11 protein-coding genes are annotated in these 18,618 nt (G+C 39.2%); all 11 read right to left on the bottom strand.

Annotated features, from left to right (window positions below; all coding sequences use genetic code 11):
* Nucleotides 1-8: 8 nt before the first annotated feature.
* Complete coding sequence (locus NQZ71_RS24700) at nt 9-1,514, bottom strand: response regulator transcription factor (protein WP_275008687.1); 1,506 nt, start codon at nt 1,512-1,514, stop codon at nt 9-11.
* Nucleotides 1,507-3,297, bottom strand: a complete 1,791-nt coding sequence (locus NQZ71_RS24695) for a sensor histidine kinase (protein WP_317011958.1) — start codon at nt 3,295-3,297, stop codon at nt 1,507-1,509. The genes NQZ71_RS24700 and NQZ71_RS24695 overlap by 8 nt, the downstream gene beginning before the upstream one ends.
* A gap of 141 nt (nt 3,298-3,438) precedes the next feature.
* Nucleotides 3,439-4,893, bottom strand: a complete 1,455-nt coding sequence (locus NQZ71_RS24690) for an ABC transporter substrate-binding protein (protein WP_317011957.1) — start codon at nt 4,891-4,893, stop codon at nt 3,439-3,441.
* Nucleotides 4,894-5,106: 213 nt separating this feature from the next.
* Complete coding sequence (locus NQZ71_RS24685) at nt 5,107-6,561, bottom strand: ABC transporter substrate-binding protein (protein WP_144455412.1); 1,455 nt, start codon at nt 6,559-6,561, stop codon at nt 5,107-5,109.
* A gap of 21 nt (nt 6,562-6,582) precedes the next feature.
* A complete protein-coding gene (locus tag NQZ71_RS24680; RefSeq protein ID WP_275008685.1) occupies nt 6,583-7,566 on the bottom strand; it encodes a carbohydrate ABC transporter permease in 984 nt (327 codons plus the stop codon).
* Between the two features lie 48 nt (nt 7,567-7,614).
* On the bottom strand, nt 7,615-8,544 hold the full coding sequence (locus NQZ71_RS24675; RefSeq protein ID WP_144455416.1) for an ABC transporter permease: 930 nt from the start codon (nt 8,542-8,544) through the stop codon (nt 7,615-7,617).
* A gap of 192 nt (nt 8,545-8,736) precedes the next feature.
* The gene (locus tag NQZ71_RS24670) at nt 8,737-11,844 is read right to left on the bottom strand and encodes an alpha-mannosidase (RefSeq protein WP_317011956.1); all 3,108 of its coding nucleotides are present in this window, start codon (nt 11,842-11,844) and stop codon (nt 8,737-8,739) included.
* A 24-nt stretch (nt 11,845-11,868) separates the two neighbouring features.
* Nucleotides 11,869-13,749 carry a beta-N-acetylhexosaminidase gene (locus NQZ71_RS24665; RefSeq protein WP_317011955.1) on the bottom strand — a complete coding sequence of 627 codons (1,881 nt, stop codon included), beginning with the start codon at nt 13,747-13,749 and terminating at the stop codon, nt 11,869-11,871.
* A gap of 35 nt (nt 13,750-13,784) precedes the next feature.
* Complete coding sequence (locus NQZ71_RS24660; protein WP_127739469.1) at nt 13,785-14,408, bottom strand: YesL family protein; 624 nt, start codon at nt 14,406-14,408, stop codon at nt 13,785-13,787.
* Nucleotides 14,409-14,435: 27 nt separating this feature from the next.
* Nucleotides 14,436-15,767: a glycoside hydrolase family 125 protein gene (locus NQZ71_RS24655; protein WP_317011954.1), complete on the bottom strand. Its 1,332-nt coding sequence runs from the start codon at nt 15,765-15,767 to the stop codon at nt 14,436-14,438.
* The gene (locus NQZ71_RS24650) at nt 15,764-18,469 is read right to left on the bottom strand and encodes an alpha-mannosidase (protein ID WP_317011953.1); all 2,706 of its coding nucleotides are present in this window, start codon (nt 18,467-18,469) and stop codon (nt 15,764-15,766) included. Before NQZ71_RS24650 ends, NQZ71_RS24655 begins: the two co-directional genes overlap by 4 nt.
* Nucleotides 18,470-18,618: the final 149 nt, after the last annotated feature.

Raw genomic sequence — 18,618 nt, 5'->3', positions numbered from 1 at the left:
CCGCTTTCTTAAATTTTCCGCCACTCACTTGGTGTTGTACCTACGATTTTTTTAAATTGCTTATAGAAATAAGTTGTGTCAGAATACCCTACTTTTTTGCCAATATCTCCTGCTCGATAATGGGTTGTTTTTAACAGTTCCTTCGCTTTCTCCAAGCGGTACCGATTTATATATTCAGAGAAGACGACTCCAACCTCTTTTTGAAATAATTGTCCTAAGTAAATAGCATTCACATGAAATTGCTGCCCTAGCGTCTTTAAGGACAAGCCTTGGTCAAAGTGAGTATGGATAAATGTAAGGACATTTTGAACAATTGGACTTCGTAAATGAACATGGTCATGAATGGTGAGAATCAACTCATAACAATATTCCATTAATATATCCTTCATTTGCCTGATATCTGAACTATACACGATCCGTTCCACAACAGCTGAATATAAACAAAGCTCCTCTGTTTGCAGGGAGTGATGAATATAGGAGATCAAATCAAATGTATATTTTTTCGCCACTTGAGGTGAAATGATATTGTTCTTCTCTGTTAAATTCTTAAAATATAAGTCAATCAGCTCTAATGATTCTTCCTCTGCATTCATGAGTCGTTTTACTATAATTTCTTTTAATTGCTGCTGCTTTTTTAGCTCTTCTTGTCGATCAATAGTTAGTTTATTGGAAATAAGTATATTCGGCTCTAAATATAACTGCATCATGCTGTAATCTCTTGCTAATGAAAAACTATCTTCCAATTCATCAATCAAACGGACTGGCTTTCCCATTGTTAAATAAAAGGAGCCAATCCCTCTATCTTCTTGCTGCAGGTCCTCTACTAAGCGCTGATTATAATTTATCAGTTCTTCCTCACTTGCACCGCCAAAAATAATCACTATTTCCTGATTAGGATTATTAAAACATAAAGAAGAGTAGTTAGTTTCAAGGAAGTGGCGAATGTCATTTACAACATCCTGCTGATGATAATGTTCAATATTTAAAATAGACACATTGTAATATGGCTGGTTTAAGTGAATATTGTATAATGCTAATCGCTCCAGACAATCATGCTTGTCTATTTCTCCAGTCAAATAGCTCCACATCGTATTATCCAGCATTGTGGTTGATTCCTTAGCCCTGCTGTTTGCCATTGCAACCTTTAACTTCATCCCCACCGCTTGAAGCGTTTTCAATAATTCCTCTTCATCTACAGGTTTAACCAAATAGTTTTCAATCCCTAATAACAGCCCTCGTTTAAGATAATCAAACTCTTGGTAGCCTGTTAAAACAATGCTTTTAATCTCAGACCGAATGCTTTTCACCTCTTGTATTAGGTCAAGACCCGACATTTCGCCCATTAATATATCCGAAATTAAAATGTCGATAGAATGTTGTTTAATATAGGAAAGTGCTTCCTCGCCGCTTTCTGCAGTATGCACAATCTCAAATCCGTAATCTTCCCAATCGAGTATGGCTGACAGTCCTTTAGTAATGATCGGTTCATCATCCGCAAGCAGCACCTTATACATAGGCAATCCCCTGAACCGGAATGGACAAAGTGACCTTTGTTCCAGTGTTTTTAGTGCTCTCTAGTGAAAGCCCGTACTGCTCTCCGTACTTTACTTTCAAACGCTGATGAATATTCCTCAATCCAATTGACTTCATTTCATCGCCCTCTTCACAATTAATATGGTGAACAATGTTGGCCAGTTCTTCCTCAGACATTCCCTTGCCGTTATCCTCAATACATATATCTATTTTTTCTCCACGATTCACCGCATAAATAATTAACTCATTATCGGCACGATCCTTTTTAAAGCCATGAACAAAATAGTTTTCTATAATCGGCTGAAGGATTAACTTTTGAACAGGTGTGTGTTCTAATTCGTCTGGAATATGAAACTGAATCTTCAGCTTATCAGGATGTTTAAACTGCATTAAGGTTAAATATTGTTTGACATATTCAATTTCGGTGTAGAACGGTACAATATCCTTCGATTCCAATGAATAGCGGAATAGCTTTGCTAAATGGACGATCATTTTGCTGGAGGTCTTGGAGCCCTCCAAGACTGCAACCATGCGAATTGCTTCAAGCGTATTAAATAAAAAATGGGGGTTAATCTGTGCTTGAAGTGCTTTTAATTCCGCTTGCTGCTGCTTCATAGTAAGCAGGTAAAATTGTTCAATGTAATTATTCAATTCATCTAGCATCGTATTAATATTTAGTGCAATCTGAGCTAACTCATCTTCATCTTGGGATTCTGGAACACGTGCAGCCAGGTTGCCCTTTTCTACTTGGCGAATCGTTGTAACAATCTTATTAATACGCTGCGAATAATTGCGCATAAACGTATAAGACATTAAAATCGCTGCTACTATAAGAAGGATGATAACGACCCACATCGTTCCTCTAACAATAGATAGCTTTTGCCAGCCTTCATCTGTTATGACGCTGACGAATGTATAGTCACCCTTATTCGCAACAGTATTTATATAAAATTTTTTAGATTTATAACTTGTTTTTGTTTCATTTGTTTCTTGACGCAGTTGATCAACAATTGCGGGAGGCACGCCTTCATTATGTGAATATATAATTTGTCCCTCTGCATCGATTAAAAAGAAAGAGGCAGGTGCTCCTTCATCCCTTTTGACCATCTTATTTAAATGTTCCGTAGAATAATAGATGGAGATTTCACCTATTTTCTCCAATGTGACGGGATTATTAATGACAACCCTTTTCGTGATTGTATCCTTTAATATCCGCCCTTTCGGAAGACCTGCCTCAATTAAGTTAGTGTCCCCTTCCTGCAGGGTATCTGTTGCTTTTTCCTCATTAATACTACTATTCCAGCGAAGATAATTATTGATGAGCAAATATTCAACTCCGGCATTATCTAATGAACGTAAACTAATGGCGTTAATATCACTATCTTGACTAAAAAAACCATTAAAATACGTATCAAGATTACTAGGAAAATAAGACTGATCCTCTGTAAATCGATCAAGGCGGTATTCTAAATATTTCCCATAGCCATTATGAAGAGCAAAGGAGATATCATCGATTAAATCACCTTGAACATAAATATCACTTATCGCTTTATTTATATCTGAATCTTTGGCAGAGAAATAATCCTCTACCCTTTCTATTGTTCTTGTAGTAACATTAACTTCCTTCTGGATAATTATTTCAGAATAATAGTTAGTGATGGTTACAATCAATATAATAACGGTTACAACAATAGTGATAGATGAGGCTAAAAACAATTTATTAAATATTTTTTCATGAAAGCGGCTATTCTGGTTCAAATTCATTTTCAATCCCTCAATTATGTTAAGATGTCAGTTTTAGTTATCCAAATGGTTAAGGATCGAAGATGAGAATGTTTTCTCTGCTGTTACAAATAAATTCGTTTGGAAACAGAATATCCATTACTCAGCCTAATATTTTCTCCTTTATTTCTGAGTGCTTTTCCACTCATCAAATTGCTTCTGAATTTCTGTTAACACCTTGTCTACTCCTGCTTCTTTTAATTTTTTATTAAATTTCGGCAAGTATTCTTCAGGGTCTACAGAACCTGTTGCAATGGCTGGGTAAAATTCTTTTGTAATATTTGTAATTGCGGCAAGCTCCGAGCGTACAGGATCACTGGTAAATTTGAAGCCAAGTGACGGTCCTCTTACTGCAGAATCATTAAATTCCACAAATTTATCCCATTTATCCTTTGGATCACCTTTATATAAATCCAGTATATAGTTGTTTCCCAAAGTGTAGGACGGGATGTTATAGCCTTCAATACGTGCAGGCAAGTCTTCAATGGTACCGTCTTCATTTTTTGTGTAGTGTGTTCCTTCGATACCTTTATCAATAAGGTTCCGAAGATACGGATCTGTGTTAAGCAGTGTTAAAAACTCCATTGCTTTCTGCGGATTTTTTGATGTTGCAGAAATTGCCTGAATCGAACCAGATACAGAATCATTGACAATCGCTGCTGGTTCGGCAGGAATGGACACTACTTCATACTCTGCTTCACGTGACCATAATAACTCGGCATAAGGCTGGTAATAGCCCATACGAACAAACCAGTTTTCGACATCCATTGGCCAATTTTCTTTGCTTACTGCTGCATCTTCCTTTAAATAGCCGGCTTTATAGTACTCATGCATTGTTTTAAATTGCTTCATTGCATCATCTGTTTCAAAATGATTAATAACTTTGTCTGTTTTTCCTTCAAATGGGAAGGCAAAAGGCATTTCACCATTAAACACAATGTCATAGCGCACTGGTGCCATAAATGTTGCTATTGGTGTAATGGCAGATTCATTTTCTTTCATTATTTTCAGCATTGGTTCAAGATCCTGCAATGTTTTAACTTTGGAAAGATCAAACTTATATTTGTCCACAAGGCGTTTGTTAAACGTATAAACATTTTGTTTAGCAACCTCCTTATTAGCAGGAATACCATATAGTTTTCCGTCCACCATATTCCCTTCCAGAAGGACAGGATTAATTATGTCTTTAAGGGCCTTCCCTTCCTTTTCTAACAAATCATCAATAGCTAAGAATGCACCTTTTTGAGCATTTTGAACATAATTATTACCAAATGTAAAAATTATATCAAATTCTTCACCAGAATTAATCATTACTTGAAATTTTTGGTCCCAGTCTCCCCAATCAATTTGTGTCATTTTGACTGTGGCATTTATTTTTTCCTTCGTATACTTGTTAACCTCTTCGAAAACCTTTTCTGTATCTTTTTGTGGTGTTCCAAGTGTGTACCATTTAATTTCATATGGTTGGTTTCCGCTACCGTTGTCACTCTGTGTAGCGCTTTCTTTACTGCATGCAGACAAAAGGGTTCCGATTGCCAAAAACGCTGATAAAATAAGACTTAATCTTCTTTTCTTCACTACTCTTCTCCTCTTCCTATTGAATATTTCTATTGCCAGCAATCATCCAACTATCGTAATAAAAAAACAGATGAGTGTGGTGTTTAAGTCCAATCCCTCCACTATTCAAGTTAACAGTTCATGGATTATACAATAGGAAGGATCGAAGACATATAACTATATGGATGGATACAGATCAAGCTGGAAAGAATAATCCAGCTTGAAGTATATTTCTTATTGCTGAGAGCCTTTCCAGTCATCAAATTGCTTTTGAATTTCTGTTAGTACCTTTTCCAACCCTGCTTCCTTCAATTTTTCATTGAATTTCGGCAAGTATTCTTCTGGGTCCACAGAGCCTGTTGCCAAGGCTGGGTAAAATTCCTGTGAAATATTAGTAATCGCCGCAAGCTCTGAGCGCACTGGATCACTATTAAACTTAAATCCTAGTGACGGAGCTTTTACAGCAGAAGCGTTAAATTCCTTAAATTTCTCCCATTTATCCTTTGGATCATCTTTATATAAATCTAAGATAAAGTGATTTCCTAAAGAATACGATGGCATGTTATAACCGTCAATACGTGCCGGCAAATCTTCAATCGTGCCGTCATCATTCTTTTTGTAATGAGTTCCTTCAATTCCTTTATCGACAAGGTTGCGAAGATATGGGTCTGTATTAAGCAGTGTTAAAAACTCCATCGCTTTTTCAGGATTTTTTGATGTTGCAGAAATTGCCTGAATCGAACCAGAAACAGAATCATTAATAATTGTCGGCTCTTCAGAAGGAACAGACACTACTTCATACTTAGCAGAACGTGACCATAGTAAATCAGCATACGGCTGGGAACCGCCCATACGGACAAACCAGTTTTCCACATCCATCGGCCAGCTGTCTTTGCTTGTAGCTGCATCTTCTTTTAAGTAGCCTGCTTTATAGTACTTCCGCATTGTTTTATATTGCTGCATCGCATCATCCGTATCAAATGGATTAATAACCTTGTCTGTGTCTCCTTCAAACGGGAAGGCAAAAGGCATTTCATTATTGACAACATAGTCGTAACGTAATGGTGCTTTAAATGTTGCCATCGGTGTGATTCCAGATTCATTTTCTTTGATTGTTTTCAGCATTGGTTCAAGGTCTTGCAATGTTTTAACCTTTGAAAGATCAAAACCATATTCGTCTGCAAGACGTTTGTTAAATGTATAAACATCCTGTCTGGCAACCTCTTTGTTTGCAGGGATACCATAAAGTTTTCCGTCAACCTTATTTCCTTCCAGCAAATCAGGATTGATTACGTCTTTAAGTGCTTTACCTTCCTTTTCTAACAGATCATCTACAGCTAAAAATGCACCCTTTTGGGCATTTTGAACGTAAGCGGTACCATTTGTAAAAATAATATCAAACGATTCACCTGAATTAATCATTACCTGTGATTTTTGGTCCCAATCACCCCAGTCAATTTGCGTCATTTTGACTGTAGCGTTGATTTTCTCTTTTGTATATTTATTTACTTCTTCAAAAACTTTATCGGTATCCTTTTGTGGTGTTCCAATCGTATACCATTTGATTTCATATGGCTTGTCACCATCAGCACCGCCACCATCTGTAGAACTGTCCTTACTACAGGCAGACAGAATTGCTCCAGCTGCCAAAACGGATGCTAGCATAAGACCTAATTTCTTCTTCTTCATCACTTTACCCTCTTTCTTTGATTATTCTTTAACGCCACCAATTGTCAGTCCACTAATAAAGTACTTTTGGAAAAATGGATAGGAGACTGCAATTGGCAATGTGGCGATTACTACCATTGCCATTTTGGCTGATTCTTGCGGTATCGTATCGAATAAACTTTTCTGCAGGATGGCAACATCCATATTTTTTCTCATAAATTCAAGGTTTGCCTCTATTTTCATGAGTAAAGCCTGGAGTGGAACGAGATTGGGGTTATCTATATACAGCAATGCTGTAAACCAATCATTCCAATAGCCTAGTGTACTAAACAGGGCTATTGTGGCAATTCCCGGCAAGGAAAGTGGGAAGATGATTTGAAAGAATATTCTCCATTCACTTGCCCCATCCATTCTTGCAGATTCTAAAATCGATTCAGAAACAGACTTCAGAAAGAAAGTTCTCATGATGATAATGTAAAAGGCGTTCATAGCAAGCGGTAAAATCAAAGCCCATATCGAATTCTTTAGATGCAAAAATTGTGTGACAACGATATATGTCGGCACGAGCCCGCCGCTGAACAGCATCGTGAAAAAAGCAAGAAATGTGAAGAATCTTCGATATTTAAATTGAGGTCTTGAGATTGCATAGGCATAAAAGGTTATCATAAATACACTGATGACAGTCCCCAAAATGGTTACAAGGATTGTAACACCATATGAGCGGAATAATGCTTCCTTCATACCCCATAAATACCTATAGGCATCGATACTCCATTCCTTTGGAATAAGCTCAAAACCATTTCTTACAATACTTTCCTCTCCTGTAAAGGAAATGATAATAACATATATAAAAGGAAATACACATGAAAACGCGAGGATTCCAAGCAGTACACTAATTACGGCATTAGCTGCCGGATGCAAAGCATGCGGATCCCGAAACTTTTTGGAGAAGTTAGTCTTTCCCTTTTTTATTCCTTTTGTGGAGGCTATTTCAAGCGTTGATTCTGTTTGGTCTAGTTTTGGCATATATTTAGCCGCAGGGCGACTTTTCCTCCCTTCATAAAGAAATGAATGTTAAAACAGTGCACTTTCCTCATCCACTTTACGCACAATGTAGTTAGTAATCATAACGAGGATAAATCCAACTGCCGATTGATAAAGACCCGCTGCCGTACTCATCCCGATATCCCCTAAATTCATGAGTCCTCGGTAAACAAATGTATCAATAACGTTTGTTACCCCATACAAGGAACCTGAATCTCTTGGAACTTGATAAAACAATCCAAAATCGGAGTTAAAAATGCGGCCAATATTCATGATTGTTAAGATAATCATTAACGGCTTAAGCATTGGTAAAGTAACATGTTTTATTTGTTTCCATTTCGAAGCACCATCTATCATTGCTGCCTCATAATATGTTTTGTCAATCCCGACAATGGAGGCTAAGTAGACGATACTTCCGTATCCCACGCCCTTCCAAATGCTCATGATGACCAGAATAAACGGCCAATATTTAGACTCGTTATACCAAGAAACAGGGTCAGCATTAAACCATCCGAGAATCATATTTAACAAGCCATGCTCTGTACTCAAAAACGTGAAAACAAAGTAACTGCCGATAACCCATGAAATAAAATGAGGAAACAGAATAGACGTCTGGTAGACCTTTGACAGCCGTTTATTAATTAACTCATTGAGCAGAACCGCGGTTGCAACTGCAGTCACTAATCCCAATACAATAAAGACAAGATTATAAAGTATGGTATTTCTTGTGATAACCCAAGCATCATTCGTACTGAATAGATAGGTAAAGTTGTCAAAGCCTACCCATTCACTGTTTATGACGCTTGCAAAAAAGCCATCAGGATCTATTCGGAACTTTTTAAAAGCCAGCACTTGCCCGAACATCGGAAGATAGGAAAATAACAGCAGCCAAATTGTTCCTGGTAAAACCATAAGCAGCCAGATTCGATTTTTATATAGGTCTTTTAATACACTTTTCATATTTTCCCTCCCCCCACTATTAATGTAAGCACTTACATAATCTTATTTTATAGGGAAAATTGTTTCAAGGATAGTTGACTAATTTAGGATTAAGTGCAAAAATCTAAGAATTTTTAAAAAATTATTCAATAAATAGACAATATAACACAAAAATGGCCGGCTTTTATGCTCATGCCGGCCATTTCTATGCATTTATAAAATTCTAATGGTTTTAATCTCATATGGCTTGATGTCAAACTTAATAGGAGAAACAGCATATTCTCCAATCGGTTCCTCCATCAAATCAGTTTCAACCCAAGACGAATTGTTCTTTAAGACATTTAGTGTCACATTGCCTCTTCGCCCTTCGTATTCATGCAGACGAATAATCATTCCATTGCCATCGTATGCTGGTTTAATCGCATCTACCCAAACATGATTGGCATCCACCTCTAAAAAGGACGCTTCTTTTGTCTCTGTGCCTGCAAATACCTTAACAGGGTCGTTCAAATCATATGCTTTCTCCACGATCCTTGCTTCGCGCCAATCACCAATATGAGGGTAGAGTGAATACACAAACGAATGTGTCCCTTGATCTGCATGGGGATCTGGATGTATGGCTGCTTTTAGCAACGTAATTCGCATCGTATTTTCTTTAATGTCATAGCCATATTTAGAATCGTTCAGCAGACTGACCCCATAATCCGGTTCTGACAGGTCTGCCCACTGATGGCCGACCGTCTCAAATTTAGCCATATCCCAGCTAGTATTCCAGTGGGTTGGTCGCTTCACATTGCCAAATTGTATATCATAGGTTGCCTCTGTTGCACGAATATCAACAGGGAATGCACTTTTCAGTAATTTGCGCTTTTCATGCCAATTTACCGTTGTCTCGAAATCAATTCGGCGGTCATTGTGATAAAAAACGATGTGCTGGGAAATGTCAGAATGGTGATAGGACCACTTCGCATGAATAGCAAACGACAATTCATCATTTTCGACTACCTCAAACACATCCAAATGACGGATTTCTTCCATTTTTTCTTGATAAAAGATATCAATATCCCAAGCATCATGGGCGAGCGGCTTATCCTCAAATATTTGCAGCACATTTCCCTTTTGACCACTGCTAAGCACTTGACGATTTGCCTGCTTATCAAACAAGTACGTTATTTGACCATACTCGTTCCACTCCACTGTATAATACTGTGTTTCTAGTTTTTGATTTTGATAGGAGAAGTTCGATTTTTTCTCCGGAACTGTATTTTCCTCAAAATATAAGTTCATTGCACCAAAGGATGGCAGGTTATTAACCTCGATCATCCAGCCATTATTTTGTTTTTGCTGTGGCAAGATGTCTCCATTGCTGTTTTTCCAAATACCTTCCTTAACACCGTGAATGGAAGGTACTGTTACATTTCTTTTTCCAAAGCTTCCGGCTGCATTAACTAACACAACAGAGCGGTCATTCTTCACCATATTATTTTCAATAATACTGCTTTCCAAATTCTGAACTATCTCTCGCGCTTCTTTGTATTCTTCTCTAGCATCCTCATACACTTCATGGATGGAGGAGCCAGGAATAATGTCATGAAATTGATTGCGCAAGATGATTTTCCAGCCATCATTAAGCTCTTCCCTTCCGTACCACTGACCACTTTCAGAAAGCCAAGCTGTCAGGAATTCGGCTCGTCTGTATGACAGCTCTAATTTCCGATTCATCTGCTTCATAAATGCCTGGCTCGTATAGGTACCACGATGATATTCCAGGTATAGCTCACCATCCCATTTATGAATATAGCCATCAGATTCAACAACATTTTGGTGCAGCTTTTCAAAAAATTCTCCTGCTGTCGATGTTTTCACATTCGGCATACCTGGCAGCTTATCAAAGCGCCTGCGCATTTCCAGCATATGCCGATTAACGCCGCCGCCACCATCACCGTAGCCATAGGAAAGAAGCAAGTCCTTCGATAATTCCTTGTCTCTGTATCCTTTCCAAGCACCACTTACTGTTTTCGCTGTTATAAAGCCATTATACGTATAAAACCAAGAGTCAGCAGAATTCCAAGGCTCTGGTGTAGTAATGAAATGTGTTAAAATTTCTGTTCCATCCATACCTTTCCAATAAAAGGTATCATGTGGCATTCGATTATACTGATTCCAGCTGATTTTCGTCGTCATCATTGTTTTGATACCCGATTTTATTAAAATCTGCGGCAATGCCCAGCTATAGCCGAACACATCTGGCAGCCATAAGTATTCACAGTCAACACCAAACTCTTCTTTGAAATAATTTTTGCCGTGGAGAATTTGGCGGACAAGTGATTCTCCGCTCGGAATATTACAATCTGCCTCCAGCCACATCGCACCGCCAGCTTCCCATTTGCCCTCTGCAACTCTTTCTTTGATTTGAGCATAAATATCAGGATAATCGCATTTAAGATAGTCATAGAGCTGAGGCTGTGTTTGCAGGAATAAGTAATCAGGGAACTGTTTCATCAAATGCAATACTGTTGAAAAGGAACGAGCAGATTTCTCCCTCGTATTCTTTAAGCGCCAAAGCCACGCTACATCAATATGGGTATGACCGACAGTATGGATTGTGATATCAGAGGTTTTAGATATAGTCTGCAGCGCCTCAGTAACACTTTCGTCTGCCGTATAACAAGACTGGTAAAACTCATTGCTGCCTGGCTCTGTCCAATTAATTTGCTTAAGGGCATCAGAAATCAATTTTTTTAAAATCGTATAAGCCGAGTCTGATTCACCTGTTTCTGTTAGCACCTCAAATGCCGCTAAAAGTGTGTAATATAAGTTATCTACACGGCGATCTAGCCAACCGATTCCAGCACTTTCAAGCTTAAATTCATTTTGAACAGGGACACCTCCCCCTTCAAGCCCTGACCAAAGCCGGAAATCTAATTCAATCGGTCCTTTTGCTGTTTCTTCATCAAAAAGTACCTCTTCATGATTGGAATCAACGCCTTGATAAGGTTTGCCATTAACAAATAACAAAGATTCAAAGCCGGAATTATTACCGCCGCCAGTTTTTCCAAAGGAAAAGAGACCTGCCACCTGCTGATCGGCATATGGCAAATGAGTATCGATCTCTGCATGAAGCCAAAGATAGCGATCGCGTCCTTTCCAGTAGTCACCGATTTTCATAGTATTTTGACTTTCATAGCTTGTTGGCGGATAGGCACCTATTTCTCCATTATCCTCCTGTATGTGAAATGAAGTAATTTCTGTAAAATTTCTATAGCGGTAACCTGCCAGTTCCTTTATGCGCTCTTCAAATTTTCTTTCTATTAAAAACATATTTTTCACCCCTACATCACAAGATTAAATGGAAAAGCTGCCTGCAGTGACAATGCGATGATAAACATTGCCGCCCACTATTCCATCAGCCATTTCCCATGGTCCTTCATGCTTCAGTCGTACTTCCTCTAACTCCTCTATGAAGGAAATTCTCCCATTAATCCACTCCTGCAAGCGGAATTTAGCGGAAGCGATTCGAGCCAAAACACCGCCATAACGAACATCCATTACTTCCCAGCCAAATGGCTTGTTTGCCTGAAACCAAAGACTGCGATGCTTTTGTCTTAACAGGTCAACATTCGCACTTATTTTATCCAAGGTAAGCAGTAGTGCTTTCATCTCTTCATAATCTTTCTGCTCATATGCCGCTTTCACTTGAATTCCAATTTCAGCTTTATCCGCTAAAACCGCAGCAAGCTGTTCATAAAAGTTAAATAAAGCCTCCCAGTTCGGATTCTTCTTTTTAACTTTGTTGAGCATTTCCCATACACGCTGATAATGCTTTCCAAGAGATAAGCCGCGAATATTCTCATCATATAAACCTATTAAAATATCTTGATAAAGGAGCACTTTTGACGTCATCGAGCTATTCAAGTTATCTTCCATAACACCAGGTGTTTCGTCTAATAATTTGAAATTCATAAAATCCTCAAAATTCCCTTCACCGCAAAAGGCAAAACGTTCTGCAACTTCATCCATCGTCACACCATTGCGGTAAGTATGCTCGGCAAATAATTGCAGCAGCGGATAAGCAGTTGAAATCGGTGTTTCTGCCCCATTATCTCCCCATAATGTCACAAAGATTTCATCAATCCCTTCCTTTTTACAGGCAGCAAGTGCGGCATTTGTCGTTACAATCGCCTTGCCGTAGTTTGGCGCAAGTCCGTTCCAGGTCCATGCCCCTCCAGCAAAGATTGGCTTTGTGCCAAGCAGCTTATGCTTTTGAAAATCCTTTTCATACACTTCCTGCTCCTTGCGGTAATAATTCCAATAAACATATTCCACGTCAGGAATATTCCTTAGAATATCTTTCCGTATGTTGCCATCCTCATCCATATACGGGCTGTTATCAGCAAACAAAGGAAAATACATATCGCTCCAAATCATTGGCTTTAGACCAAGCTTATTTGTAATCCCTACAACCTGCTTGAGATGACGGGTCATTAAATCAATATGGTGTTCATAGCCATGCTTCTCTAAATATTTCCCTAAGCCGAGCTGAAATGTCTCATCCATGCCGATATGAATCCGGTTCGTGCGAAATGGCTCAGATACTGCCTTAAGACAGCTTTCTAGAAACTCATAGGTTTTCGGTTCATCAACAAGGAGAATATCGTCCGTATCTTTTATCGCGGAAGCATAGTTCCATTTTATGCCCTCCCGCATATGGCCTAATGTTTGAATGCAAGGAATCATGTCAATTCCTAGCTTCTCCGCATATTGATCACACTCCTTGAGCTCCTTATGAGTGTATCTTCCACGCATATATCCAAAATAAGGATACTCCTTCACCTCATATGTATCCTCTGTATAAAGCATTAGGGTATCTAGACCAATGAGTGCCATATGCTCCAGCAGCTTTTTCACCTCGGTAACTGTTGGCACTGCATTTCTCGATGCATCGAGCATGACACCGCTCATAGTAAACTGCGGAGTCTCTTGTTTGTCGAACTCTTTGCTTTTTTGATAGTTTTCCAGCCATAATCCTAATGCTCGAAAAAAATGGATAGGCTTTTCAAACGAAATTTCACCAGCACCACTTTTATTGACAACCCTTAACGGTCCCTTCTGCTGCTTCAGCTCAATAGGATAACCATTAGCACTCAGCTGCACCTTTAATCTTTTTGCCATGTATTCAAGACCTGCAGCGACATTTTCTGTATCACCTTTTAAGAACAGTTCCACAAGATTTCCTCCTTTTCTTCCAAGAGATATTTGGGTTAATACTGCTGTTGTAGCCTTTTTTCTAAAAAGGCAAATCTGCTGAGACAAACCTTCATCATCCAAAAGGCCGGGGCCACAGCAGAAATAAACGGGATAAGACCTGGCATCTGATTTATCAGACTGCTAATCACAAAAAGGCCTGCAGCAATTCCTATTGTTGATGGTAAGCTTGTTAGCGTGAACAGCAGCGATTGCTTGATATATTCCTTATTGGACAGCTCATAATGTACATAGACGGCAAAGAAATAGCACACAACCAATAATAAAAACAGCAGCATTATTGATATTAGGATAGTGAGAAAGCTTGCAAGCATGCCGGACATAAAGCTATCAATAATTCTGAGATCCATATAAAGAAACAGGCCAATGCTATAAAAAACAAGGCCTATTCCATTTGTTCGCTTCCACTCCTTCACATACACTTGCTTAAACGTTTTCCATACAGGGAAATCCGATTCCTTCCTCAGCCATTTCCGGACTATCGTAAACAAGGCAACAGAAGCAGGGAAAAACCCTAAAACCCCTAATCCTAAGGCGGTAAAGGCTATCCAGCATAAATTGACAAAGATACCCCGCCATAACCATTCACAGCCAACAATCATCCAAGAGTCTTTTTTCATTCGGCACCACCCTTTCTAAACAACAGCCTATGCCTGCTTACTAGTATTTTGTTGCAAATGTTGATACAGGGGACTTCCTTTAACGGCTTTTCCTGTTAAACTGAGGACAAATTCGCTGAACATCGTGTTAGCCCATGCAAACCAATCTCTCGTAAATTCCTCAGGACAATCTGCATTAAAGCCTTCATGCATAAAGTTGGTACCGCCATCTGTGTTTTTGAATACTGTTAATATTTGCTGTTTCTCTTCTTCGCTAACCGCAGTCATTCCTTGAATAGCCAAGGCTATATGCCAAATATAGTGGTCTGGTGTATGCGGACTGCCTATGCCATTGGCAAATTTCCCTTCATAATAATATGGATTATCCCTGCTTAACAGAAAATCTCTTGTGTTGAGATACGTAGGGTCATTAAATGGCTGGAAACCTAAATACGGTGCTGCCAGCAAGCTCGGCACATTGGCATCATCCATTAAATGAACACCGCCTTTTCCATCTGTTTCATACACATACATTTCTCCATAAATGGGATGCTCCAATTTTGCATATTGCTCAATTCCCTTTTTGATTTCCTCCTGCAGTTTTAAGGATTCTTCTTTTAAGGAAGCGTTTTGCAGCACCTCTTCACATATCTCAGCGGCATATCCTAACACAACAGCAGCAAACATATTTGCTGGCACGAGGTAGCCGTATGTGCAGGCATCATCACTAGGCCGGAAAGCACTCCAAGTCATGCCAGTTGGAACGACAAGGCCCCCTTTCCCTTGACGAATTAATGTATCGGATTGGCGCACATCCGCCCTTTCAAACAAATAAGCAGAGTTATTTTCATGATCCTGCTCAGTCCGCCAGACACGGATAACAGTTTCGAGCACTTCCTGGAGGCTTTCCTTTAAAAACACCGTACGTCCAGTCGACTTCCAAAATAGATAAGCAAGCTGGATTGGATAACATAAGGAATCAATTTCGTACTTTCGTTCCCAAATATGTGGGGTCATATCGGTATGATCTGTTTGGTGCCCCCTGCCATTTGCGCTTTCATTAAATGCATTTGCATATGGATCATGAAGGATAAAGGCAAATTGCTGACGAATGACACCTTCGAGTAAATCAGCAAGCTCTTCATCCTCTTCAGCTGCAAGCAAGTATGGACGCACCTGCGCAGCCGAATCTCTTAGCCACATCGCCGGAATATCTCCTGTTACGACAAAGGTTTTTCCGTCTGCCTGCTTTTTTAATGTTGTTGTATACGTATTAACAAAGCATTGTTCGAACATATTGTGCAGCTTTTCATCCTCTGGAAAATAATCTTTTACATGCTGGATTAATTTTTGTAATGATTCTGGAATTACAGTTGTCATAGTCTCTCTCCTTTTCGAAAGCCGAGTGTTATAATTTCATAGCCAGCAACAATATATTGATTGCTAGAATGATTGCTTTGTTCTTCGATAATCGTACTTTTATAGGAATTGGCAGCTGTTTCTAAGGATGCTTTAAGATGTACGCTTGACGCGGCAGGGTTAAACCACCGAAGCATTACATCATCACTTTCTTCTGCCAATTTCATCGATGTCCACGCAAGACCCTCTGACTCCCACTTCACAAATCTATGTTCGCTCGGCAATATTCCTTTATGTGCATTTGTTTGAATAACCTGAAGAGGAACCTTATATTGATACGCATCAACATATGCATTAGCTCCTATAACATCCTTTTCATGTAAGAGCACTTGCCACTCAGCTGAATGAATACCTAAACATTGCGCCTCAGGTGTCGGGAAATAACCCCAGTCACCTAATTCTGCAACGGAACGCAAAACAGTGACCGCAATTGTTCCGTCTGCTTGTAAAATCTCATATTCCTGAAGTCCATCTGTTGCGACGGTTAAGCCGACCTCGTTATCGGCAATGCTGGCAAAGCGCTGCTGATGATGACAAAAGCTTGGATTTTCCCATTCTGGATCAGGTGTATTTGGGCGTGATACAATTTCAAAAATACTATCCGCAAAGTGTGTATCCGTTTTCAATTTTGTTGGAAAAAGAACACGTAAACGATGATCTGTTGCTTGATTATCAATTATCAGCTTAAAAATTGGACCCTTCATTCCCTTTTCAAGCGTTACTGTTGTCCTTAATGTGATGGTTTTTGTTTCGGAAGATCTGCCTGCTTGCCTTTCCTTATGCCAAATCAAGCTGTTTCTTTCCATTTCTAGTTGCTCATCTGCTGAGGCTGGGATTGTTAAAGTATGTGTAAATTCAACCACTGTTCTAAGAGCTGTTCGTGCCATGAGACGAAATTCGGCTCGGACACCCTTTGTTGTTATCGGAGGATGGTTTTTTGCTTCCTTAAACATATATTCATTGCCAACATCGCAAGTATCCTCGTAAATACCAAGCTGTGTTAAGGTCTTTCCTGTTGCTTTGTCTGTTAAATTATATGTACCATCTTCGTGAAAGAGGATGTGAACATATTCATTTTCCATTTCCATATCGTCATTAACAGCTTGTTCCTGCATCCCCCCTACTGACTGCTCAATTGGAAAAAGATAGAAGGTTTTGTATCCGAATGCAGGGATATCCTCCGCAACAAAGGACAGCTTTGCTCGCTTGGCAAAATACGGCTGACGGAATTTATCATCTGGTAAATCATATCCAAACTCAACAACTGGTTTTTCCATAAAACACTCGATAATATTGCCAGCTTCATCAACGAGTCTGTATGCTGTCGTTTCTTCCTCGTTTAGATAGGCTGGAATTTGTTCAAAATGCATTTCTGAAAAATACACTACTTTTAAATCGACCGTTTTCGTAACAACTTCGTTTTTATCCCATCCTGTTGTATTCAAAACAATCAGGGGAATTCCACCCTCTGGTGCGCCTGAGGTATCAACTTTATCAACAAGCTTTGCTGCATGCTCCTGCACAAATACCTCTCCCATCTGCGATACTGCTTCGAATCTAGTCACCATCTCACGGTGCACCTCATCAATACTGCAGCCGCAAATACTGTCATGCGGATGATTTTTCATCAATGATTTCCACATAAAACGCAAATATTCCCTTGGGTATTTCCCCCCTGCTAAAAAGTCCATCACGGCAAGTGGCTCTGCAATCTTTTCCAACAGTGTTTGGCAGCGATTATTCCACTGTTTTAAGTAAATACGACTGGACGCCGTATTAACAAGTGTGGACCATCCATCTGTCCTTTGATTACGTAATTCACCATCTATGACCTGAAGCTGCTCAGGCAGGTTTTCTTTTAGGGCTGTTATATATTCTTCAAAGCTTGAATGCTTAAAGGTATACGCAGGAAAAAGAGATGCTGCAGCATTAATGGCCTGTGGAATTGTATGCTGGAGCGGCTGATGATCACATCCATTCATAAACAATAACTGATTGGTAGAAGCATACTTTTCGGCATCCTGCAATTTTCGGTTCCAGTATATTTTTGCTTCCTCTTCATCGACAGGTATTTCATTACCGTTCGAATACCAATTAGCAAATAATATACCCAATACATTGGAGCCATCTGGTGATTTCCAAATCATCTCTGAATATGGTGATTCAAAGTTTGGAGAATCTGACACCATATTATTAAAGCCTGTTGGTTTTACTCCCCTTCCAAAGGCAGCTGTGTCAATTCCAGCTTGCTTTAATAGCTGTGGTGCTTGCCCATAAATGCCAAAGGTGTCAGGGAAATAACCAAGTTTTGATACATGGCCGTACTGTTTCACATCATGTAACCCGATTTGCAGGTTACGGACATTCGCTTCTGAGCTTGTTAAAAAAGCATCCTGCAGAACATACCATGGCCCAATATGCAGCTTTCTTTCTGTAATTAATTGTGTAACAGCCTCCCGGTTTTCCGGATGAACAGCAAAATAATCCTCCAACAGAACAGTCTGGCCATCAAGATGGAATGATTGAAAAGCATTTCCCTCTTTTTTAAACTGCTCTAACAGGTTATTCATCAATTTTATGAAATAATAACGATGCTGTTCAAAAGGCAGGTACCATTCCCTGTCCCAATGGGTGTGGGAGATAATATGCGCCGTTTTTTTCATTAATTCTTTACCCGCCTTTCTATATACCAGCAATAAGAAAACGCTGCCATTTTATTATAATTGCTTTTCTTTCATTTTAATCCTCCTGCATTTAAGGGCAATAGATTGGAAGTAAGTTCTATGGATTTTACAGTGTATCTAATATTAGT

It is taken from the genome of Niallia taxi, assembly GCF_032818155.1.
GTDB classification, from domain to species: Bacteria; Bacillota; Bacilli; order Bacillales; family Cytobacillaceae; genus Niallia; species Niallia taxi_A.
This window is presented reverse-complemented; position numbering and strand designations above follow the sequence as displayed.